Annotated in this window: 14 protein-coding genes and 7 pseudogenes; 16 read left to right on the top strand and 5 right to left on the bottom strand. The window is 48.0% G+C overall.

Annotated elements, in window-relative coordinates:
* Positions 1-17: 17 nt before the first annotated feature.
* The 5 genes and pseudogenes from J1G48_RS13140 (at position 18) to J1G48_RS13120 (ending at position 2281) form a co-directional block, all read left to right on the top strand.
* Positions 18-617: a DUF1367 family protein gene (locus J1G48_RS13140; RefSeq protein ID WP_000940753.1), complete on the top strand. Its 600-nt coding sequence runs from the start codon at positions 18-20 to the stop codon at positions 615-617.
* Positions 618-700: 83 nt separating this feature from the next.
* Positions 701-841 (top strand): annotated as a pseudogene (locus tag J1G48_RS23365) (recombination protein NinG); the annotation flags it as partial.
* Positions 838-974 (top strand): annotated as a pseudogene (locus J1G48_RS13130) (YlcG family protein). The pseudogenes J1G48_RS23365 and J1G48_RS13130, both read left to right, overlap by 4 nt.
* Positions 971-1660 (top strand): bacteriophage antitermination protein Q, encoded by a 690-nt coding sequence (locus tag J1G48_RS13125; RefSeq protein ID WP_001097218.1) that lies wholly within the window; start codon positions 971-973, stop codon positions 1658-1660. Before J1G48_RS13130 ends, J1G48_RS13125 begins: the two are co-directional and overlap by 4 nt.
* Positions 1661-1756: 96 nt before the next feature.
* A complete protein-coding gene (locus tag J1G48_RS13120) occupies positions 1757-2281 on the top strand; it encodes a hypothetical protein (RefSeq protein ID WP_001574213.1) in 525 nt (174 codons plus the stop codon).
* 373 nt (positions 2282-2654) lie between these two features.
* On the opposite strand, the gene J1G48_RS13115 is transcribed toward J1G48_RS13120, so the two are convergent.
* On the bottom strand, positions 2655-3104 hold the full coding sequence (locus J1G48_RS13115; protein WP_000798708.1) for a hypothetical protein: 450 nt from the start codon (positions 3102-3104) through the stop codon (positions 2655-2657).
* 360 nt (positions 3105-3464) lie between these two features.
* A complete protein-coding gene (gene gtgA, locus J1G48_RS13110; protein ID WP_001574215.1) occupies positions 3465-4151 on the bottom strand; it encodes a type III secretion system effector protease GtgA in 687 nt (228 codons plus the stop codon).
* A gap of 275 nt (positions 4152-4426) precedes the next feature.
* Between gtgA and J1G48_RS13105 the strand changes: the two genes are divergently transcribed.
* From J1G48_RS13105 to J1G48_RS13085, 5 genes and pseudogenes are all read left to right on the top strand, one after another.
* Positions 4427-4756 carry a phage holin, lambda family gene (locus J1G48_RS13105; protein ID WP_001574216.1) on the top strand — a complete coding sequence of 110 codons (330 nt, stop codon included), beginning with the start codon at positions 4427-4429 and terminating at the stop codon, positions 4754-4756.
* Complete coding sequence (locus J1G48_RS13100) at positions 4740-5192, top strand: glycoside hydrolase family protein (RefSeq protein ID WP_000984586.1); 453 nt, start codon at positions 4740-4742, stop codon at positions 5190-5192. The genes J1G48_RS13105 and J1G48_RS13100 overlap by 17 nt, the downstream gene beginning before the upstream one ends.
* Positions 5193-5209: 17 nt before the next feature.
* Positions 5210-5689 carry a lysis protein gene (locus J1G48_RS13095; RefSeq protein ID WP_001541990.1) on the top strand — a complete coding sequence of 160 codons (480 nt, stop codon included), beginning with the start codon at positions 5210-5212 and terminating at the stop codon, positions 5687-5689.
* 207 nt (positions 5690-5896) lie between these two features.
* Positions 5897-6208 (top strand): annotated as a pseudogene (locus J1G48_RS13090) (DUF1441 family protein); the annotation flags it as partial.
* Positions 6209-6284: 76 nt separating this feature from the next.
* Positions 6285-6467, top strand: coding sequence for an Ail/Lom family outer membrane beta-barrel protein (locus J1G48_RS13085; protein WP_223155435.1), 183 nt, complete (start codon positions 6285-6287; stop codon positions 6465-6467).
* 116 nt (positions 6468-6583) lie between these two features.
* On the opposite strand, the gene sodC1 is transcribed toward J1G48_RS13085, so the two are convergent.
* A complete protein-coding gene (sodC1, locus tag J1G48_RS13080) occupies positions 6584-7117 on the bottom strand; it encodes a superoxide dismutase [Cu-Zn] SodC1 (RefSeq protein WP_000877926.1) in 534 nt (177 codons plus the stop codon).
* Between the two features lie 89 nt (positions 7118-7206).
* Here sodC1 and J1G48_RS13075 point away from each other — a divergent pair, with 89 nt between their 5' ends.
* From J1G48_RS13075 to J1G48_RS13055, 5 genes and pseudogenes are all read left to right on the top strand, one after another.
* The gene (locus tag J1G48_RS13075; protein WP_001152416.1) at positions 7207-7902 is read left to right on the top strand and encodes a phage minor tail protein L; all 696 of its coding nucleotides are present in this window, start codon (positions 7207-7209) and stop codon (positions 7900-7902) included.
* Positions 7903-7911: 9 nt separating this feature from the next.
* Positions 7912-8172, top strand: a pseudogene (locus J1G48_RS13070) (C40 family peptidase); the annotation flags it as partial.
* Positions 8172-10503: pseudogene (locus J1G48_RS13065) on the top strand (host specificity protein J); the annotation flags it as partial. The pseudogenes J1G48_RS13070 and J1G48_RS13065, both read left to right, overlap by 1 nt.
* A gap of 39 nt (positions 10504-10542) precedes the next feature.
* The gene (locus tag J1G48_RS13060) at positions 10543-11406 is read left to right on the top strand and encodes a DUF1983 domain-containing protein (protein WP_072100756.1); all 864 of its coding nucleotides are present in this window, start codon (positions 10543-10545) and stop codon (positions 11404-11406) included.
* A 4-nt stretch (positions 11407-11410) separates the two neighbouring features.
* Positions 11411-11755, top strand: a pseudogene (locus J1G48_RS13055) (tail fiber assembly protein); the annotation flags it as partial.
* 201 nt (positions 11756-11956) lie between these two features.
* Here the strand turns inward: J1G48_RS13055 and sopE are convergent.
* Positions 11957-12679: an SPI-1 type III secretion system guanine nucleotide exchange factor SopE gene (gene sopE, locus J1G48_RS13050; protein WP_000161704.1), complete on the bottom strand. Its 723-nt coding sequence runs from the start codon at positions 12677-12679 to the stop codon at positions 11957-11959.
* A 209-nt stretch (positions 12680-12888) separates the two neighbouring features.
* Between sopE and J1G48_RS13045 the strand changes: the two are divergent.
* A pseudogene (locus tag J1G48_RS13045) lies at positions 12889-13130 on the top strand (recombinase family protein); the annotation flags it as partial.
* Positions 13131-13158: 28 nt separating this feature from the next.
* Here J1G48_RS13045 and J1G48_RS13040 read toward each other — a convergent pair.
* Positions 13159-13959 carry a hypothetical protein gene (locus tag J1G48_RS13040; RefSeq protein ID WP_001536069.1) on the bottom strand — a complete coding sequence of 267 codons (801 nt, stop codon included), beginning with the start codon at positions 13957-13959 and terminating at the stop codon, positions 13159-13161.
* Positions 13960-14826 lie beyond the last annotated feature (867 nt).

Raw genomic sequence — 14826 nt, 5'->3', positions numbered from 1 at the left:
CGCCAACGGAGAGAACGATGGCGCATTTACAACTGGTCAAGCAAACCTCATCAGGGCTTCTGCTCCCGGCGACGCCGGAGAGTGGGGATTTCCTGCGCTCAGTAAAAATCGGTGAGTGGATACACGCCGATTTTAAACGTGTCCGCAACTACGCCTTTCATAAACGATTTTTTAAACTCCTTCAGCTTGGTTTCGACTACTGGATGCCAACGGGCGGCACGGTCACATCGCGGGAACAGAAACTTATCTCCGGGTTCGTTAATTTTCTTTGCGACTCCGCAGGCCAGGAATATACCCCGGCCCTTAACGAGGCGGCGGAACAGTACCTCCATAACGTAGCTACCCTGCGAACCGGGGACGTCGCCCTTCTTAAGTCTTTCGATGCCTTCCGGGAATGGGTAACCGTTCAGGCCGGGTTTTATACCGAGCATTTTTATCCGGATGGCAGTCGCGGGCGCCGGGCGAAATCCATAGCATTCGCCAGTATGGACGAAACCGAGTTTCAACAGGTCTATAAAGCTGTGCTGAACGTCCTGTGGAACTGGATTCTGTTTCGTAAATTTTCCTCTCTGGAAGAAGTTGAAAATGTGGCCGCGCATCTGCTGGAGTTCGCATGAAAATGACATGGTTTCAGCATCCGGTGTGTACCACCGAAGAGGCGGATGAGCTGGTGGCGGGATACCGGCGCCGTGGCGTGAAGGTTGAGCGTTACGGTGAGGCGGAGGTGCTGGAACTTGAGAGCAATAATACTCCGCAACGTTGGACGGTTGAGGAGCTGAAAGAAATCAGGATCGCTGCACTGGCGGATCTGCGTGCGCTAAAAAAGCTGGAGGCGGCATGACATTCGAATCCTACTTTGCCGATCATCTCCGTGCTCGCTGGTAGCAGTTGTGCTTATACCATTTCCGGGTTCCATCCTGATCGATTACCGGATTTTGAAAAACTACGTGAAGATAACGGGCGGTACCGTATGAATACACAATATCTGGAATATGTGCGACAGCAGCTCATCGTGGCGACTGCAGATCTGAGTGGCGCCACGAAAGGTCAGTTGCAGGCATGGCTGGAGAACGCCCAGCTCTATACGAAAAACTATCCCCGAAAAAAACAGCGTATCAGGGATGAAGTGACCGGAAAAATGATAACGCTGAATAATCCACCGATTGCTGGTAAGCAATCACTGGCGAAAGGAAGCGCAATTCCGCTTGTGCAGCCCGTAGAATACTCCACTTCCTCATGGCGCCGTGCGCTTTTGTCACTCGAAGAACATAATAAGGCCTGGCTATTGTGGAATTACAGTGAAAACACCTGCTGGGAATATCAGGTCACTGTAACTCGATGGGCTTGGGAAAAATTCAGCCAGCAGTTGGAAGGGAAGCGAGTTGCGAAGAAGACTTTAGCACGGTTGCGCCAGCTCATCTGGCTTGCTGCGCAGGATGTGAAGGCGGAACTGGCCAGACGTGAGACGTATGAGTACCAAACGTTGGCGGAACTGATGGGCGTGGCAAAATCTACCTGGACAGAGACGTACATGTCTCATTGGTTAGTAATGCGTAACAGCTTTAAACGGCTTGATAGTGATGCGCTTATCTCCGTAACACGATCGCGTTCACAACAAAAGGCGACAAATTTGGATATAAGTCTTGCAAAACCGAACTGAAATACATATATTTCATGTAAATTTGATATCATGCCTAAAATATGCAAGCCTGCTGAGGAACGGGATTTTTGTATTAATCAGCAATAGGAATTGATGATGTTTTATCGTGATTTATTTCAAGTTTTTGGTCCCGACCCGTTGTATAAGGAAGAAGAAGGAATTGCCATCCTTCGTGAGCAATATGGGATCGAAGCTCCAGAACAAATTTTTAAGCAAATTTATTGTGGGTTATCTAATAATTCTGAATTTCAAACCTTGTATGGGCATCTAAATCTTAAATCACTGAAGTGGGATTTGGTCAGATTGAAAACAGCAGAGTTTACAAAGTTTGGCAGAAATGCCACATATCCTGATTACATGCTCGAGATTTCAGAAGACTTTAATGCCTGCGGCAGCAAGTTTTGCATTGATGCCCGTGAAGAGGTTGCAAACCATTGGCTTAAATTCGGTACATGGGCTGAACCACCGATGTTTATTGAGCGTTCGCTTATTATTCCTGGAGAGAGCGGCTTACACCTTATGGAGGGTCATACAAGATTAGGTACTTTATTGGGGGCTATTAAGTACAAATTTGTGCAGTTAGCTGATACTCATGAACTTTATATAGCCTCGCAGAAATAGTTTAGAGAGGATTGCTCAACACCCTCGGTAAGAATTGCCACACATCAAACTAATGTTAGGGTATCTTCGTCCACAGAGTCGAAATGGCCTTATTTACATCTTCCTGGCTTTTCGCCGGTTTTTTTATTCAGCCCTCGGAAATCATCATCTACACGCTTCGTTGTTAAAACCCCGCCCGAGGGCCTCTCACCCTTACAAATACAGCGCCATCCAAGCTATCGGGGGCGAGGCTTATGAAAATGCACAACGATCCCCATTCAATGGACTCACAATCTATTTTTGCGCTGATTGCGAGTCTGACTTTTTTCGATTGTGAGTCGTTACAGATAGCCGCCGGGCCAGACACCACAACGGTACCAGGTGGCGTTATGTGCTAGAAACCGAAATTCTTGAACATCTCATTACTACTCATATCGTTGGCTGGCGCACGGTTCATCGACTCCATCTGCTTGATCAACCCTATGCTAGCACCAACAGGCCCCCCGACGCTGAAACCGACGCTGCTGGAGCGGGTTTTGCTGGTGCTACTGCTGTGGGTTTGACTACGGGTGTTACAGTTGCTTTGGTGTGTCCGTGTGAGACTATTTTCGCTGAGCTGGCTATCTTCACTTTGGGTGCAGTTTCCCTGTGACTGGCTGTGACTGTCTCCTGTGGTGTGGTTGCGGCTATCCGTGTGCCACTCGCTATAGCCTCCCGCTGGCGCAATGATTCCGACCGATGTACCGTGGGTGGCATAGGGAGGCATGACCATGCCACTACAGCCACCGAGCAGTAACGCGGTGCCGACGATAAAAATGAACTTACCCAGAGCGGTGTTTTTCATTAGTTCCTACCTATTTCTTCTCGTTGGTTATTTCTATGCCCTGCCTTGGCAGGGCTCGCTATTATTCATTCTTCAACTGTGAGATCAAGTTATTTTAATTAAATCGGTATTATTCTTAATTGTGTTCTTTATGAATAAATATCCTCCGGCTATGCCGGAGGATATTTATTATTTCCCCTCATAACTGAGAGGCCCCACACAACCAGAGGGGGATGAATGTCCGAATCGATTTCTGGTACTGGGTTAGCAGGTGGCATCCTGACAGGAGCCAGTGTCTATGGACTGCTGACCTGTATTAGCTCAGACCTGAACTGGTTACTGTGTTGTAGCATCGTGGGATTTTGCATTTTTTGATGAGTGTCAATTACTAAATTCGTAGGCGATTCTTGGTGGTGATGTGTGACCCATCTCTTTTAAAATGATATTGGTATACTCGACTACCGGGCCTCTTGGATTACTGTCTTCTTTGTCCTGAAGGTGAGTCAACGCGTGTACAACTTCGTGAATAAATGAGCGTGTTGTATCAAATTGTTGTGGGCCATCATTACTTTCATAGTACTCTGGTATTGAATCATCGTCTGTATCATCCAGGTTGAGGGCAATCACTTTTCTGCCTTCTGAACTCTCCAGGTCCTCATCAGTTACGGTAGTACCAAAGTTTTCTCCGGCTCCCAGCAACCAGCGTTGTTCTACATCACGCAATTCCTGATCGTAGGCATAATTCATCAGTCTGCGGAATGTCCCGCTTTGAGTGTATGCATCTTCAAGTATGCGTGATAGCACCTCACGGCATTCATCATAGGTATCATCATCAATTTCGATATCAGGATCCATTCCTCCTGGTCCAGAGATAAGGTATTCAGCAAGACACATTGGTTCCAGCCTGGCTTTATCATCGGTAGCAAGACCATCATGTTGGAGGCGTAATTGCGAAGGATTATCTTGGTGTTCTGGAAGGTCTGGAAATACCTTGCTGTCATGAGGATGGGATAATCCATATGTTGACATCATATTATTGATAAATATTGGTTTAATTCCCGTTGGCATGATGAGTTACACATCCTTTTTATTACATGGAATTAACATTCTATAAATAGCATGTTTTTGTCAAACAGAATTCACTCAGCACGCAATCAATTAAACTAAAAGCTAAATTTGCAGTATTTGTGCCTCACCTCCATTAAAATTGTACTCTGCGTGATTTTACTTTCAGATTCTGCAACCACAGGCAATCCTGTTTTACAAGATATTAAACCCTGCAACCCAACCATTTCACTCACTCTAGTTACCATCCGAAATCATCGGAGGTGAGGCTTATGAAAATGAATGACAAGACTCCTGAATTCTGGGCTGCGGTTTTGACCGGACTCAAAAATGCGTGGCCCCAGATACTTGGGGCGTTAATGGCCGGACTCATTGCCTACGGCCGACTGATATACGACGGCGCCACCCGTAAAAATAAATGGCTTGAGGGCGTCCTGTGTGGCGCTCTTTCCTTATGTGTCACCAGTGCGCTTGATGTGGTAGGCCTGCCGGTTTCCATTTCGCCTTTCGTTGGCGGAATTATTGGCTTTGTCGGTGTGGACAAGCTGCGCGAAATCGCAATTAGCGCACTCAAAAAACGTGCAGGGGTTAATGATGAGAATCAGTGAAAAAGGCATTACCCTAATCAAAGAGTTTGAAGGTTGTAGCCTGACAGCTTATCCGGACCCGGGAACGGGGGGAGATCCCTGGACGATTGGTTATGGCTGGACCCACTCTGTTGACGGTAAGCCAGTTAAGCCCGGAATGATGATTGACGAGGCTACTGCCGAGCGCTTGCTTAACACTGGTTTAGTCGGTTATGAAAATGATGTGTCCAGACTGGTTAAGGTCAAGTTGACGCAAGGCCAGTTTGATGCGCTGGTGTCGTTCGCGTACAACCTCGGCGCCCGGACATTATCCTCATCAACTCTGCTGCGGAAGCTAAACGCTGGTGATTACGCTGGCGCCGCTGATGAGTTCCTGCGCTGGAATAAGGCTGGTGGCAAAGTACTGAACGGGCTTACCCGTCGGCGTGAGGCGGAGCGTGCTCTGTTCCTGTCATGATGTTCAACTGGAAAACGATGTTTGTTGGCCTGTTGCTTGTCTCGCTAATTGTTGCCGGTCGGCTGGCAAATCACTACCGAAATAACGCCATCACCTACAAAGAGCAGCGCGATACCGTTACTCATAGGCTGACGCTGGCGAACGCGACAATTACCGACATGACTAAGCGCCAGCGTGACGTTGCCGCCCTCGATGAAAAATACACGAAGGAATTAGCCGATGCGAAAGCTGAGAATGATGCTTTGCGCGATGATGTTGCCGCTGGCCGCCGTCGCCTGTACGTCAACGCAACATGCCCCGCAGTGCCGACAGGTAAATCCACCTCCACCGCCCGCATGGATAATGCAGCCAGCCCCAGACTGGCAGACTCCGCTCAACGGGATTATTTCGCCCTCAAAGAGCGAGTGAAGACGATGCAAAAGCAACTGGAAGGGGCGCAGGCGTACATTCGCACCCAATGCCACGGTAATGCAGGAAAAACTAGTAACCAATGGTGACTGTATTAAAAAGGTACTCCCGGGCAGGGGGCGCCACGGGTGGCTTCGGGCTCGCGGGAATCGGCTGATTTTTGATTTTTTAGTCTCTGTCAGCACTGAAAAATAACCTTAAAAATCAATACATTTACTGTTTTCAGTGTCGAGGTGGTACGTTTTTTGTTCGACACTGAACGCCATTTTCACCGTATACAGGAAAAGAGCACGACTGTGGATCAGGAAATTAAAAGCCTCGAATTAAACATCACACAGCTTTCGGCCATCACTGGTGCACACCGACAGACCATCGCCAGCAGGCTGAAGGGCGTAAAAACCTCAGGTGGGAACGGTAGTAACCTGAAAATCTACCGGCTGGTGGATATTCTGACCGCCATGATGACGATGCCGGCTGTTACCGGGGAGAATGACCCCAATAAGATGAAACCCTCAGATCGACGGGCATGGTTTCAGTCGGAAATGACGCGTATTGAGCTGGAAAAGGAGATGAGAACTCTGATCCCGGCCAGCGAGGTGCTGAGCGTTTAAGGTAGGTGATGCTGATTATACCTCCCTTCTTGTTGGTCCTTCATACCGTTTTAACGACTATCTGAATGCTTACGTGATGATTGGTGCAGCAAACGGACATATTAAGGATAACTGGGGAAATTCTGACAATAAAACCGCCTTTGCTTATGGGGCAGGTATTCAGCTTAACCCGGTTGAAAATATTGCCGTTAATGCGTCTTATGAGCATACAAGTTTTTCCACTGATGCTGACAGTGACGTCAAAGCTGGAACCTAGGTGCTTGGCGTAGGTTACAGCTTCTGACCTTTAACATCGATACAGATTTAATGCCCTCCAGTGAGAGGGCTTTTTTATGGGTAAAACGAAATTATGACGATATGGCTATGTTGCTGTTATTTCTCAATGACACCACAGGCAAAACGTGCACCGCCACCACCCAGTGGAGCAGGTTTATCGGAGTAATTGTCACCGCCTTTATGGATCATCAATGAGTGACCTTTCAGTTCTGACAGTGATTTAAGGCGTGGTGCCAGTAACGGATACGTGGCTGTACCATCTGCATTGACAACCAGTCCAGGCAGATCCCCCAAATGCCCTTTGTCATTATATGGGCCAAGATGTTTCCCGGTTTTTTCGGGGTCAAGATGTCCTCCGGCCATGAGCGCCGGAACCTCTTTACCGTCTTTCATTCCCGGCATACAACTTGGGTTTGTGTGGACATGGAAGCCGTGAATTCCTGGCGTAAGACCATTTAGGTGAGGAGTGAAAAGCAGACCGTAAGGTGTCTCTGAAACTGTGATTTCACCTATGTTTTCTCCTGTTCCGCTGGACAGGGCATCGTTCATCTTTACAGTCAGGGTATTCTCTGCCATTGCTGAACAACTGATGAGCGCACCAGCTACCAGCGACAATATTGTGTATTTCATTAGTTACCTCGTTTTTTGGTTGTATCGTAAATACCATTAATAAAAGCAGGTATATTTTTGCAAGATAAATAATAAAGGATCTCTCATATATGCAGGATATACCACAGGAAACCTTGAGCGAGACCACCAAAGCGGAGCAGTCCGCGAAGGTGGATTTGTGGGAATTTGATTTAACCGCGATTGGCGGTGAGCGCTTTTTCTTCTGTAACGAACCGAACGAAAAAGGCGAGCCGTTAACCTGGCAGGGGAGGCAGTACGAACCGTACCCGATACAGGTACAGGATTTTGAGATGAACGGGAAAGGCGCATCTCCCCGCCCGAACCTCGTTGTTGCCAATCTCTTTGGTCTGGTCACGGGGATGGCGGAGGATTTGCAAAGTCTCGTCGGCGCGTCAGTGGTAAGGCATCAGGTTTACAGCAAGTTTCTTGATGCGGTGAATTTCAGTAACGGCAATCCGGGCGCTGACCCGGAGCAGGAGGCGGTAGCGCGCTATAACGTGGAGCAGTTGTCAGAACTGGATTCATCAACTGCTACCATTATTCTGGCATCACCGGCAGAAACCGACGGTTCTGTGGTGCCGGGGCGTACCATGCTGGCGGACTCCTGTCCGTGGGATTACCGGGATGAAAACTGCGGATACGACGGCCCGCCCGTGGCCGATGAGTTCGATAAGCCCACCTCAGACCCGAAAAAGGATAAATGCAGCCACTGCATGAAAGGCTGTGAAATGCGTAACAATCTGGTGAATGCCGGATTTTTCGCTTCCATCAACAAACTGTCTTAACAGGTTCCCATGATTAACGATGACATTCTGGCACATGCCCGACAGTGTGCGCCTGCGGAATCGTGCGGTTATGTGGTCAGAACAGCACAGGGAGAGCGGTATTTTCCGTGTGAAAATCTGTCTGCTGAACCCACGATGTATTTTCGTATATCCCCGGAGGATTACCTGAATGCCCGGAACCGCGGCGACATCGTGGCGCTGGTACACAGCCATCCTGACGGTAAGCCCTGTCTCAGCAGTGCGGATCGTACCCTCCAGATACAAAGCGGAACGGTCTGCAGAGCGTGCTGATTAATAACACGCCGGTGGTGGACGCGGACGGTAACAGTAATATTCACGGCGTGACCGTGGTATATCAGGTGGGGGAGACACCACAGGCACCGCTGGAAGGTTTTGAGGCTTCCGGCGCGGAAACGGTGCTGGGTGTGGAAGTGAAACACGATAATCCCGTTACCCGTACTGTTGTCTCAGAGAATGTCGACCGGCTACGCTTCACCTTTGGTGTACAGATGCTGCAGGAGACCATGGACAAGGGGGACCGTAACCCGTCCTCCGTGAATCTGCTGATACAGTTTCAGCGTAGCGGGATCTGGAACACAGAATTTGATATCACTATTAACGGCAAGATCACAACACAATATCTGGCATCGGTAGTGGCTGATAATTTACCGCCGCGCCCGTTCAGTGTCCGCATGGTCAGGGTGACACCGGACAGCACCACCGACAGGCTTCAGAACAAAACGCTGTGGTCGTCGTATACGGAAATCATCGATATCCGGCAGGGTTATCCTGGCACAGCGGTTGCCGGTCTGCTGGTGGATGCGGAACAGTTCGGCAGCCAGCAGGTCACGCGTAACTACCACCTGCGCGGACGTATTTTTCAGGTCCCCTCAAACTATGACCCGGATACCCGCACATATACCGGCCTGTGGGACGGGGCGTTTAAACCGGCGTACACGAATAACCCGGCGTGGTGCACGATGGATAAACTGACCCACCCCCGTTACGGGCTGGGCAGGCGTATCGGGGGGGCGGATGTGGATAAATGGGCGCTGTACGCCATCGCGCAGTACTGCGATCAACCGGTGCCGGACGGATTTGGCGGCACGGAACCCCGCATGACGCTTAATGCGTATATTACCACCCAGCGTAAGGCGTATGACGTTCTGGCGGATTTCTGCTCGGTGATGCGTTGTATGCCGGTATGGAATGGCCGCAAAATGACCTTCATCCAGGACCGCCCCTCCGATAAAGCATGGACCTACACCAACGGTAACGTGGTGGGCGGGCGCTTTAAATACAGCTTCAGTGCCCTGAAAGACCGCCATAACGCGATAGAAGTGAGATACACCGATCCGCTGAATGGCTGGCAAACCTCCACGGAGCTGGTGGAAGACCATGCCTCACAGGCCCGTTATGGACGCAATCTGCTGAAAATGGACGCGTTCGGCTGTACCTCACGTGGACAGGCGCACCGGACGGGGTTGTGGGTGATGATGACGGAGCTGCTGGAAACGCAGACCGTGGATTTTTCTGTCGGTGCGGAAGGTCTGCGTCATACACCGGGCGATATTATTGAGGTCTGCGACAACGATTACGCCGGGGCGTCGGTCGGTGGGCGTATCACTGACCTGGATATTTCCACCCGCACGCTGACGCTTGACCGGGAAATAACACTACCGGAAAGCGGCGCCACCACGCTGAATATTGTCGGGCCTGACGGTAAGCCGTTCAGTACGGAGATTCAGTCGCAGCCCGCACCGGATCGGGTGGTAACGAAAGTCCTGCCGGAAACCGTGCAGCCATACAGTATCTGGGGGCTGAAACTGCCCTCCCTGAAGCGCCGCCTTTTCCGTTGCGTGCGTATTAAGGAGAATGACGACGGCACATACGCCATCACTGCCTTGCAGCACGTTCCGGAAAAAGAGTCCATCGTGGACAACGGGGCGCACTTTGACCCGTTACCGGGGACCACCAACAGCATTATTCCGCCCGCTGTGCAGCATCTGACAGTCAGCACGGATAACGACAGTACCCTGTATCAGGCCAAAGCGAAGTGGGGCACGCCGCGGGTGGTAAAAGATGTGCGTTTTGTGGTGAGGCTGACCACAGGCAGTGGGAACGAGGGCGATCCGGTTCGTCTGGTGACAACGGCGACGACCAGCGAAACGGAGTACGCCTTCCACGAACTGCCACTGGGTGACTACACGCTGACAGTCAGGGCAATAAACGGTTACGGGCAGCAGGGTGAACCGGCGTCCGTGGCATTCAGTATTCAGGCACCGGAAGCGCCATCCACGATTGAGATGACGCCGGGTTATTTTCAGATAACGGTGACGCCGCACCAGACTGTCTACGATGCCAGTGTGCAGTATGAGTTCTGGTACTCCGCCACGCAACTGGCGACTGCCGCCGATATTCAGTCAAAAGCACAGTATCTGGGCGTCGGGTCATTCTGGATAAAGGATGGACTGAAACCACTGCATGATGCCTGGTTTTACGTGCGCAGTGTAAATCTGGCTGGAAAATCAGTATTTGCGGAAGCATCCGGACGTCCGGGGGATGACGCGAAAGGGTATCTGGATTTTTTTAAGGGACTGATTACGGAGACGTATCTTGGTACGGAGTTGCTGAAAAAAAATTGACCTGACGGAGGATAACGCCAGCAAACTGCAACAATTTTCGAAGGAGTGGCAGGACGCTAACGATAAATGGAGCGCCACGTGGGGCGTCAAAATAGAGCAGACCAAAGACGGCAAATATTATGTGGCCGGACTTGGACTGAGCATGGAAGACACGCCTGACGGGAAGATAAGCCAGTTCCTGGTGGCGGCGGATCGCATTGCTTATATTAACCCGGCAAACGGAAACGAGACGCCCGGATTCGTCATGCAGGGCGACCAGATAATCATGAATGAGGCGTTCCTGAAATACCTGAGCGCGCCGACCATTACCAGTGGCGGGAATCCTCCGGCATTTTCCCTGACGCCGGATGGAAAGCTGACTGCGAAAAATGCGGATATCAGCGGCCATATCAACGCTGTATCTGGCTCGTTTACGGGAGAAATCAATGCCACCTCCGGTAAGTTTTCTGGCGTGATAGAAGCAAGAGAGTTTGTCGGTGATATCTGCGGCTCAAAAGTCATGCAGGGCGTGAGCATCAGGGCGACGAACGACGAACGCAGCACCTCAACACGGTATACCGACAGCGCCACCTATCAGATAGGGAAAACCATCACGGTGATGGCTAACTGTGAGCGTAACGGTGGCACCGGTGCCATCACCGTCACGATAAATATTAACGGCCAGGTGAAAACGGCGGAGGTTATGCCGTATACCGCAGGGATTCCGGCCATGTATCAGACCGTCGTCTTTTCGGTCTACACCACTTCACCTGTCGTGGATATCAGCGTCTCTCTGAGGGTCCGTGGGCAGTACACCACGTCTGCTTCCGTCTGGCCGCTGGTGATGGTTTCCCGGTCGGGGAGCAACTTCACAAACTGACCGGATTTACGACACAACAACCGGCAATCAGGTTTATATCTCCGAACTCGGCCCGTTGCCCGAAAACGTCACATCAGTTTCACCAGACGGTGAATACCAGAAATGGGATGGTAAGGCGTGGGTGAAGGATGAAGCGGCTGAAAAAGCAGCGCAGCTTCGTCAGGCGGAAGAAACCAAAAGCAGGCTCCTGCAAATGGCATCTGAAAAAATCGCGCCGCTTCAGGATGCGGTTGATCTTGGACTCGCAACAGATGATGAGAAAGCGCAGCTCGACGAATGGAAAAAATACAGGGTGCTGGTAAACCGGGTGGATACCTTAAATCCTGACTGGCCGGAGAAACCATCTTAGTTATAAAAATATAGCTATGTAGTAGAGATTGCTGCTATATGTTATATAGCAGCAATGGCTATTATTTTGATGGTTGAGTGTATAATTTTAGCACTGGTAAATGACGGTTTAGCTCCAGAGTTAGTTCCTGGGAAAAATTATGGATACTATTGGTTCATATTAATCAGGAAGAGGCTCGCATATTTTTTGGTGTTTCTGTGTTCAGGGAGTGTTTTGGATATATTTATTAGCAATGTTTTCTAGTATTTGTTGGAATTGCTGTGGAGTCGGCATAGCACACTCATTAAACAGCGGTACAACTTCTGTCATAATGATCTTCTCCGCATAGATGTTAAAGGATGCCTTCTGATGTTGACTGGTAAACATATGTGGATACTTACTGTATGCTGATGTAATCAACGGAGTTATAAAAGGATTGGCTCCTGCGCCGCTTGGCGTAAAAACGTCATTCTTGGTTGCTCCGGGCAGACCTGCATTTTGCGCAGCCTCGCCAATTTCCTTAAGAAAAGGCGCTATGTCGATTCCTTTGCTGATGAGCAAGTTACAATACTGATCTTTATACTTGCTGTAAACTGCCGATAGTATAGCTTCACGGGTCTGGCTGGCGTATGCGGGGTCTTTACTCGCGCTACCTCTAATATCTATATCATGGAGCGTTTGAAGCATAAAGTTTTTAACGACTTTATTTGTCAACACTGCCCGGCCCTCAGATGCGCTTCCTCGGTGAAAGTGTGTTGCAGAAGATTCAGTGTTCTTATGCGAAATAAAACGTTCCGATAATTTTGAATTTAATTTGATGAAGTGATTTTTTACTGCGAGAATACTTTTTGCTAAAGAATTTTTCTCGGTTGATTTTTCTTTTAGTGGTGTGGTTTCCTGTTTTTGGATTCTAAAGTTATGGGGAAATAAAGTTATTTTTGTCACGGTAATGCTCCTTTTATATGTACATAACTCATTTATATATAGATAGCAGGAATACTTTTATTTTTTATAGCAAATGCTATGTCCATCTGATTGATGAATTAGAAAAAATCGGCTGATTAGATTAATGCTCAAATAGTACTATTTTTATTTTCCAGAAACTTTCAAAAAATGTCCTTTTCGCTCAGGAGGAGCCTTGCTGTTCTGGCATTGAAATGGAGCGTGAGCTGATCGTTGAGCGTACCAGCGCCGGGCTGGCAGCGGCAAGGGAGCAGGGGCAAATTGGTGGCCGACGACCGAAACTAACAACGGAACAATGGGCGCAGCCGGGCGCCTCATTAGGGCCGGAGTACCGTGACAGCAGGTAGCGATTATTTATGATGTTGGCGTTTCGACGTTGTACAGAAAATTTCCGGCGAGTAACATGCCTTTGATGCCATTCATGGGAAAATAACACTCCTTTAATCAGCCATAAGAGTTAATTATATAAACTTAAATGGATTTGTTAATTGAATTTCATCAAGATTAACTCTATATAAAAGATTTATTGTCTTTGTTATGGCGTCTATATATTCTGCGCTATTCATTATAGCAGTGTATTTATCGTATGCTTCGAAGCAATGATTTTCATTGATATATTCACTGCTATTGTTTTTATAAATTTCATATGACTCTTCCTTTTTGAAAATGCGCGCATCCAGCCAAGGGTCAAGTATATATTCCGATATTCCTTTTGAATCAGTAAAAGTCAAAAAAACGACCACATGATTCCCTCCTGACGCGCTATTATACATAAGGGATGTGCTTATTCTGGCATCAAATACATTATTTTTCGAAAATCCTATTCCGGTTAGTCTTTGTGGTATATATTTTGCAATAATCGCACCTAAAATTAGCGACATATCAGCACAGTTCCCTGTGTTATATTTTATTGAATCAATGGAAGAATATATTAGACTCAGAGATATTGGGTTTTCTGGTCTTTCAGCCATAGCTCTGTCAAAAGAGTTTGCTTTTATAGTTTGCAGAAATTTCTTGTGATGTTCTCTTTGTAAATTAAGAGCGTCGTATTTTTCCTGCGTATCAATTTTAAGCCTGTCAATTTGCATAGCATCATAACTGTCCGATTTCTTTATTATTGTTCTGACAAAAACGGTACATTCTGAAGCAGCATTAATAATACAGGAGGATAAATCAACTGAAGTACTCTGTTGGTTGTTACAGGCGCTCACTCCAGTTGTGTCGAATTTTTCTGTAGCTACATGTCCAACATTTATAATCAATTACATTTCCCTGTATTCAAAATTAAGCGATATTCTTATGTCACGACAACCTAACAGGGACTGACTACAAAGATCTTTAAAGAAACGTTCATTATTGTATCTATTGATGAACTCCCTTCAGATTTAGAGGTTGTGCCCATGGTCGAAAAGCTCCTCTACGCTCATATACTTAACTTATCGGGGACATGGTAGGTTAGGATGTGAAAACACAGGGACAGTTACTGTCACTGCGAAGGCAGCAATAAGGAGGCCTATCCTGTACGAACTGTGGAAAACTATATCTTGTTCACGATCACCTGCATCGTTGACGATGCGCGATCCTGGAGGTTTGACGACTGCCCGGTATGATCGGTGCCGCAGCCACGTCGTATGCAGGAACGGCCTGCGGCAAACTGGCGATCGTTCGATAGTGCGAATATTGAATGGTTGCCAGTCGCGGCGGATTCTACTGGTTAAGAATGGCTAATCAATGTGTTTAATCTGAAACCAGGCATCTGTTCAACTTTTCGTGATCGCTTTTGTTGGCATCACTATTAAGCCTTCGTCTACATGGGCATTTGGCATCGGGAGGCCACCAGTGGAAGAGGTCGAGTGATATATTGGGCAGTGAGTTTGATTGGTCGGGGGATTTATACGCAAAATGGTTCGAAATATGTCAGAATTAAAACGTAAAAAGTGATAACTAATTGAATCTATTAGAATCAAAAATAACGTATTCTAATCGTTAAAATCACTTAATTAATATGTAACATTGTGAATTTAAAGAGAAAGATCAATTGTTGCCGTAAACAGGAATCGTATTCGGTCTCTTTTTATTTGGATTATAAATCAATGGGTTATGTGTTTCCCCTCGAAATTCCTCGAAAT

Origin of the sequence: Salmonella sp. SAL-020, assembly GCF_017372215.1 — a bacterium.
GTDB lineage: Bacteria > Pseudomonadota > Gammaproteobacteria > Enterobacterales > Enterobacteriaceae > Salmonella > Salmonella enterica.
Note: the sequence above shows the minus strand (reverse complement) of the source record. Positions and strands in the feature narration are given on the sequence as shown.

What these genes read in the sequence shown, in the direction of transcription:
- J1G48_RS13140 (WP_000940753.1), top strand. Translation starts at nt 18, where the DNA reads ATGGCGCATTTACAACTGGTCAAGCAAACCTCATCAGGGCTTCTGCTC.
- J1G48_RS13125 (WP_001097218.1), top strand. Translation starts at nt 971, where the DNA reads ATGAATACACAATATCTGGAATATGTGCGACAGCAGCTCATCGTGGCG.
- J1G48_RS13120 (WP_001574213.1), top strand. Translation starts at nt 1,757, where the DNA reads ATGTTTTATCGTGATTTATTTCAAGTTTTTGGTCCCGACCCGTTGTAT.
- J1G48_RS13115 (WP_000798708.1), bottom strand. Translation starts at nt 3,104, where the DNA reads ATGAAAAACACCGCTCTGGGTAAGTTCATTTTTATCGTCGGCACCGCG.
- gtgA (WP_001574215.1), bottom strand. Translation starts at nt 4,151, where the DNA reads ATGCCAACGGGAATTAAACCAATATTTATCAATAATATGATGTCAACA.
- J1G48_RS13105 (WP_001574216.1), top strand. Translation starts at nt 4,427, where the DNA reads ATGAATGACAAGACTCCTGAATTCTGGGCTGCGGTTTTGACCGGACTC.
- J1G48_RS13100 (WP_000984586.1), top strand. Translation starts at nt 4,740, where the DNA reads ATGATGAGAATCAGTGAAAAAGGCATTACCCTAATCAAAGAGTTTGAA.
- J1G48_RS13095 (WP_001541990.1), top strand. Translation starts at nt 5,210, where the DNA reads ATGTTTGTTGGCCTGTTGCTTGTCTCGCTAATTGTTGCCGGTCGGCTG.
- sodC1 (WP_000877926.1), bottom strand. Translation starts at nt 7,117, where the DNA reads ATGAAATACACAATATTGTCGCTGGTAGCTGGTGCGCTCATCAGTTGT.
- J1G48_RS13075 (WP_001152416.1), top strand. Translation starts at nt 7,207, where the DNA reads ATGCAGGATATACCACAGGAAACCTTGAGCGAGACCACCAAAGCGGAG.